At 34.8% G+C, this 6,281-nt stretch carries 7 protein-coding genes; 6 read left to right on the plus strand and 1 reads right to left on the minus strand.

Going from position 1 to position 6,281, the window contains the following annotated elements; translation table 11 throughout:
- The first annotated feature begins 233 nt into the window (after positions 1–233).
- From BW929_RS14930 to BW929_RS14940, 3 genes are all read left to right on the plus strand, one after another.
- Complete coding sequence (locus tag BW929_RS14930; protein ID WP_076546261.1) at positions 234–1,709, plus strand: sodium-dependent transporter; 1,476 nt, start codon at positions 234–236, stop codon at positions 1,707–1,709.
- Between the two features lie 104 nt (positions 1,710–1,813).
- Positions 1,814–2,314 (plus strand): nitroreductase family protein, encoded by a 501-nt coding sequence (locus BW929_RS14935; RefSeq protein WP_076546262.1) that lies wholly within the window; start codon positions 1,814–1,816, stop codon positions 2,312–2,314.
- A gap of 64 nt (positions 2,315–2,378) precedes the next feature.
- A complete protein-coding gene (locus BW929_RS14940; RefSeq protein ID WP_076546263.1) occupies positions 2,379–3,056 on the plus strand; it encodes a PHP domain-containing protein in 678 nt (225 codons plus the stop codon).
- 105 nt (positions 3,057–3,161) lie between these two features.
- Here the strand turns inward: BW929_RS14940 and mnmH are convergent, their stop codons facing one another.
- Positions 3,162–4,226, minus strand: coding sequence for a tRNA 2-selenouridine(34) synthase MnmH (gene mnmH, locus BW929_RS14945; RefSeq protein ID WP_076546264.1), 1,065 nt, complete (start codon positions 4,224–4,226; stop codon positions 3,162–3,164).
- A 260-nt stretch (positions 4,227–4,486) separates the two neighbouring features.
- On the opposite strand from mnmH, the gene BW929_RS14950 reads away from it, so the two are divergent.
- From BW929_RS14950 to BW929_RS14960, 3 genes are all read left to right on the plus strand, one after another.
- Positions 4,487–5,329, plus strand: a complete 843-nt coding sequence (locus BW929_RS14950; RefSeq protein ID WP_076546265.1) for an Mrp/NBP35 family ATP-binding protein — start codon at positions 4,487–4,489, stop codon at positions 5,327–5,329.
- Positions 5,330–5,407: 78 nt separating this feature from the next.
- Complete coding sequence (locus tag BW929_RS14955; protein ID WP_076546266.1) at positions 5,408–5,767, plus strand: NifB/NifX family molybdenum-iron cluster-binding protein; 360 nt, start codon at positions 5,408–5,410, stop codon at positions 5,765–5,767.
- Between the two features lies 1 nt (position 5,768).
- The coding region (locus BW929_RS14960) for a 4Fe-4S binding protein (protein ID WP_159437169.1) at positions 5,769–6,281 on the plus strand (513 nt) is incomplete at its 3' end.

Below are 6,281 nucleotides of genomic sequence, written 5' to 3' on the forward strand. Positions count from 1 at the left end.
TCTATTTTTTTATTCAAAAAAATTTGAACTAGATTTACTGTTTAAAGACTATCATAACTGGATTCGGTATTTTTACTTGCCGAATTCAAGTTTAAAAATTTAGTAGTCAAATCTAAGGTTGTATTTAGCTTAGTATTAATGATATTTTAAGTATATTTTATAAAGATTAGCCGAGTCAGACAGATCAGGGAAAAACAAATTGAGTAGAAAGAAGAGAGAGGGAGGAAAGTGAAATGGAACAGAAACGTGATCAATGGGGAACAAGACTTGGTTTTATTTTAGCAACAATTGGTTCAGCAGTGGGACTTGGTAATATTTGGCGTTTTTCTTATCAGGCTTATGAAAATGGTGGAGGTGCCTTTTTATTCCCTTATTTATTTGCCCTAATAACTGCTGGTATACCATTACTACTGCTTGAAATGGGTTTTGGTTTTTTCACCAGAAATTCAGCCCCCAGTTCTTTTCGTAAAATTAATGAAAAATTTGAATGGGTTGGCTGGTGGTCAGTTTTAATTGCTTTTGTAGTAACAGTTTACTACATTGTTATTATTGCCTGGAGTTTATTATTCGTATTTGAATCATTTTCTTTAGGCTGGACTGCAGATCCAGAAGGATTTTTCTTTGGAGAGTTTCTTAACTTTTCAGGCAGTGCCTTTAATTTAGGTGGAATTCAATGGCCAATCTTTTTTGCTTTATTAGCTATCTGGTTAATTAATTATCTTATTATTGCAGGTGGGGTTGAAAAAGGTATAGAAAAAGCAAGTAAGATTTTTATGCCACTTTTAGCTGCTATGGTTTTAATTATTGTATTTAGAGGAATTACTCTTCCGGGAGCAATGGAAGGAGTTAAGGCTTTTGTAACCCCCGATTTTTCTAAAATTCTGGATTGGAATATCTGGGTTGGTGCTTATGGTCAGATTTTCTTTACTTTAAGTCTGGGTTTTGGAATCATGATTGCTTATTCCAGTTATTTACCCAAAAAATCAGATGTTGTCAAAAATGGAATTATTGCGGCTTTATCAAATAGTATTTTTAGTATAGTTGTTGGCTTTGGAGTGTTTGGTATACTTGGTTATATGGCTGGTCAGCAGGGAGTTGCCATTGGTGATGTTGCAACTTCGGGTATTGGTCTTGCTTTTATAGCTTTTCCGAAAGCAATTAATTTATTGCCTGGTTTACCTCAGATATTTGGTTTTGCATTTTTCTTTTCATTAACAATAGCAGGCCTTTCATCAAGTATTTCTTTAATTGAATCAGTAGTATCATCACTAATTGATAATTTTAGTTTAAGTAGAAAAAAGGCTGTTACCTTAGTTTCTATTGTTGGTTTTGTGCTTGGTCTGCCTATGGTTACTCAGGGTGGAATAGCTATTCTTGATATTGTTGATCACTTTGTCAATATTTTTGGACTGCTGGTAGTAGGGCTTGTTGAAATGCTGGTTTTAAGTTATGCTTTTGATTTAGACAAAATTAAGGATAATATGAATCTTAGTTCGGACCTACATATTGGTAGTGGCTGGAAAATAATGATTAAGGTTGTAGCCCCTTTATTTATTGGTATTGGTTTTATTCAAAATACTATTTCTGAATTTAGTGCTGCCTACGGTGGTTATCCGATGAGTGAACTTCTTACTTTTGGCTGGCTTATTGCGGCATTACTCGTAATATTTGCAGTTTTAATTGGCAGAAATAGTAGAAATAAAGTTTAAATTTATATTTAAATTCTAGATTCTAATTAAGCTCTCAGTTTATACTGAGGGCTTTTTTTATTATTTAATTTTTTATATAATATTATATTAGGAGGAGATAATCAATGGAAGAAATTTTTAAGCGTCGAAGTATTAGAAAATATCAGGATAAAAAGGTTGAACCAGAAAAAATTGAAAAATTATTAGAGGCAGGAGTTGCTGCTCCTTCCGCTGGAAATGAACAGCCATGGCATTTTGTAGTTATAAAAGATAGAGAGCGTCTTAATCATCTGGCTGAAATTCATCCCTATGCAAAAATGTTAAAAGAAGCTCCGCTGGCTATAGCAGTTTGTGCAGATTTAAATAAACAGAAATATGAGGGCTTCTGGGTACAGGATTGCTCTGCTGCAACGGAAAATATTTTACTGGAAGCTGTAACCTTAGATCTGGGTACTGTCTGGATTGGATGTCATCCGGCTGAAGATAGAGAAAAAGCAGTAAGTGACTATCTAGAAATGCCAAATCACTTTAAAACCCTGTCCTTAATTGCTGTTGGATATCCGGCTGAAGAAAAGGGAAAGGTAGATAGATTGAGTGATGATATTGTTCATTACGAAAAATGGTGATTAATAATGTAAGTAAATTTTATTTTCCAGGACAATCATCTAAACATTTTCGAGGAGTTAAATTATGAATAAATATAAAATTGAACTTCACTCTCATACTGCTGAAAGTAGCCGCTGTGGTTCGATTGAGGCAGTGAAAGCAGTAAAAATGTATTACCAGGCTGGTTATAGTGCTTTAGTTATTACTGATCATTATTATACTCGCTTATTTGAAAAAATATCGAATTTGAATTGGAAGGAGCAGCTGGAGAAATATTTAAAAGGATATCGGAAGGCTAAAAGAACTGCTCAAGATTTAGATTTTGAAGTATTTTTGGGGCTTGAGATTAAATTTACTGAGGATCCAAATGAATATCTGGTATATGGACTGAAAGAAGATTATTTACTCAATAATCCTTATTTAAATCAATTATCTTTAAAAGAATTTAGGGCAAAGACTGTTAAAGATGATCAGCAAATTTTAGTTTTTCAGGCACATCCATTTAGAAAGAATATGAAGCCTGCAGCAGATGAACTGCTGGACGGTCTGGAAGTTTATAATGGTAATCCACGCCATAATTCCAGAAATTATAAAGCTTTAGAATATGCTAGAAAACACAACTTAAAGATGATTTCTGGATCTGATTTTCATGAAAATGAAGATCTGGCCCAGGGTGGAATTAGTACGCAAATTAAGCTCAAAGACATAAGTGACTTATTGGAAGTCTTAAAACTTGACAATTATAAATTGATTAAGTCCTGACTAATTACCTAAAATCCCCTTCTGAATTCTTAAAAAGAAGGGGATTAATATTTAAGAGTATTGTCTGTACGGTAAAATTATTATCCAGCAGCTTGTAAAAACCGCTTAGCTGTAAAGTTGAATGATTTTTCTGGCGGCTTTTTTTATATTTTCAGCCTTTATTATAGCTTGGTAATTATTAATTTTATTCTGCGAATGCCTATACATGGGGTCATAATATTCTTCCAGCAAAACTCGGGTTAATTCTTTAAATGAACTTTTTTCTGTAAGTTCAATTAATTTACGGTAAGTTTTTTTCCCAGCTTTTTTGATAATATATTTTTTAATGGCTCTTAAAGACTCAAGTACTCTCTCTCTAAATTTTTGTTGGTCACTTTCAATATCTTTAATATACTCTAAATAAATATTTTCCACTCTTTTTTTAGTTGAAGCTTTAATTAAAATATCTTCTCCTTTTTTCATTTTTTCATGAAAAAAATCTGGAATAACCGAATGACCTACCCTTCTACTTTCAGCTTCTACAAAAATATATTTTCCAGGTTGATCTTTTTGCTCCAGTTCCTCCCAGAGCAGGGATTCAAAATATTTTTGATTGTAAGGTTCTTTGAGACCAATACTGCCAAAAGCAGATCCTCTGTGATTAGCAATTCCCTCCAGATCAATTATATTTGCTCCCATTTTTTCCATTTCCTTTAATATATAAGTTTTTCCCACTCCAGTGTTTCCATGTAGAACAACAATTTCGCTCTGGAACTTATAATTTTCCAGTCTGTCTAAAATGTAATGACGGTAATGTTTATAACCACCTTCAAGACGATAAACTTCAATACCTGCCAGATCTGAAAATTCTGCCAGACTTTTGCTGCGCAGCCCCCCTCGTGAACAGAAGATAATTAAATTATCATATTCCTGTGCCAGTTGATTTACTGCTGCAATTAGATCGGGGATTTTTGGAGAAACTAGTTCAACCCCCTTTAATTTAGCTTTTTTTGGACTCTGCTGCTTATATATAGTTCCAATAATTTTCCGTTCTTCCTGATTGAGTAGTTCTATATTGACTGCACCCGGAATTGTTGCTTCTTCATATTCAGATTTAGTTCTGGCATCAATATAGATGCTATTATTTAGATTCATGCTTTCCTGATAAGTAATTAATCTTTCTTTTCTCATTTATTACACCCTTTAGTTTATAAAATTAAATCACAGTTATTTAGATAAACATTAAACTGATTTTTTCATTTTAAATTTATATAATAATTAGTTTGGACTTCTCAAATAATATTTTATCCTATTTAGTCTAAAAATCAAAATAAAATTAGCTTAAAAAGTAGATAAGGTAATTAGGCTACTTGATTTGAAATAAAAAAAGTGTTATATTTAATACAGCTAAATGAACAAATGACCATAATATATAATGAGGTGATTATTTAATGTATGATGTAAAGGATAAAAAAATTGTCTTGGAACACGGCACTATCAATAAAGGAATTATAGCTGTGGCCAGTGGTAAGGGTGGGGTTGGTAAATCAACTGTCACTGTAAACCTGGCTACCGCTCTGGCTGAGTTAGGGCATAAAGTGGGAATTATAGATGCTGATGTAAGAGGATTTAGTGTTCCCCGGATACTTGGAGTTACAGATAAACCGAGAGCAGTCAGTGAAAAAGAAATTATTCCACCGGAGGTTAAAGGAATTAAAGCAATTTCTATGGGCTCATTTGTAGATGAAAATAGTCCTGTGATCTGGAGAGCCCCCCTGCTCGCTGGAGCTTTAGAACAGTTCTTTAAGGATGTGCGCTGGGGAGAGATAGATTACATGCTGATTGACCTGCCTCCTGGAACTGGAGATATGCCGCTAAATATTATGCAGAAGGTTCCCCATGCCGAAACTTTAGTCGTAACTACTCCGCAGGTTACAGCAACCAAAGTAGCCGGAAGAATTGGTGCTATGGCTGATAAGATGGATCATGAGATTATTGGTGTGGTAGAAAATATGGCCTATTATAGGTGTTCAGAATGCGGCAGCAAAGATTATATTTTCGGAGAAGATGGTGGTCAGGATCTGGCGGATTTTATGGAGACAGAACTGCTGGGACAGCTGCCGTTGATTTCAGAGGTAAGACGCCGCAGTGATTCGGGTAATCCAATTGTTTTTGATGAGCCAGAATCTGAGATTTCTCAGGAATTTATTAAAATTGCAAAAAAACTGGTCGAAAGAGAGCAGGGCTTTGATGAGAAAGTAGAGCCACTTAAATTGAATATGGATCCAAAGTAATTAGGAAATAATGTCACCTGTACCTGTACAAAATTTTGTACAGGTACAGGTGTATAATTAAAAATGGGGGTTTTAAAAATGAGATTAGTGATACCTGCAGTTGCAGAGGGAACTATGGAAACAGAAGTACATGATAATTTCGGGAGAGCTACTTACTTTGCTTTTATAAATACAGATACAGACCAAATTGAATTTGTAAAAAATACTGCTGCCCAGAAAAACAGTGGTGCTGGAGTAGGTGCTGCTCAATTATGTGCCGATCAGGGGGCAGACATAGTTGCTGCCTATCATTTTGGTCCTAAAGCCTATCAGGCACTTTCAGCAGCTGGAATTAAGGTTTTAGATTTAAATGAACAAAAATTAATTAAAGAAGTATACAGCGATTATCAGGCAGGTAAATTAGCTGAGGCCGAAGCTGGCCCGGGAGGAAACCATTAAATTGGCTGAAGAAATTTCACTTTCAATTCTAAGTGGTAAGGGTGGAACTGGAAAGACTACCCTGGCTGTTAATCTGGCCCTTGCTCTGGAGAATGTTCAGCTGCTCGATGCAGATGTTGAGGAACCAAATGATTACATTTTTATATCGCCAGAAATTGAGAGTAAAGAGTTTGAATCAGTAATGAGGTTGATTCCAGAAGTTAATGATGATAAATGTACAGCCTGCCGAAAATGTGTTGACTTTTGTGAATATAATGCCCTGGCAATGATGCTGGATAAGGTACTGATTTTTGAAGAAGTCTGCCACAGCTGTGGCGGTTGTAAAATTGTTTGTCCGGAAGCTGCAATTACTGAAAAGGAAAAAGAACTTGGTAAATTACGCCATGACTCTCTACCCAATTTAGATTTCTGGCAGGGAGAATTGAACACTAAAGAAGAAAAAGCTGTGCCGGTAATCGAAAAGTTGAAAACAAAAGTAGATCGAGATAAGAAGGTAATTATTGATTCGCCACCG

Source organism: Halanaerobium kushneri (assembly GCF_900156285.1).
GTDB classification, from domain to species: domain Bacteria; phylum Bacillota; class Halanaerobiia; order Halanaerobiales; family Halanaerobiaceae; genus Halanaerobium; species Halanaerobium kushneri.

Coding starts and splice junctions, on each gene's coding strand:
- mnmH (WP_076546264.1), bottom strand. CDS start 4,226: ATGAGAAAAGAAAGATTAATTACTTATCAGGAAAGCATGAATCTAAAT.
- BW929_RS14955 (WP_076546266.1), top strand. CDS start 5,408: ATGAGATTAGTGATACCTGCAGTTGCAGAGGGAACTATGGAAACAGAA.
- BW929_RS14950 (WP_076546265.1), top strand. CDS start 4,487: ATGTATGATGTAAAGGATAAAAAAATTGTCTTGGAACACGGCACTATC.
- BW929_RS14930 (WP_076546261.1), top strand. CDS start 234: ATGGAACAGAAACGTGATCAATGGGGAACAAGACTTGGTTTTATTTTA.
- BW929_RS14935 (WP_076546262.1), top strand. CDS start 1,814: ATGGAAGAAATTTTTAAGCGTCGAAGTATTAGAAAATATCAGGATAAA.
- BW929_RS14940 (WP_076546263.1), top strand. CDS start 2,379: ATGAATAAATATAAAATTGAACTTCACTCTCATACTGCTGAAAGTAGC.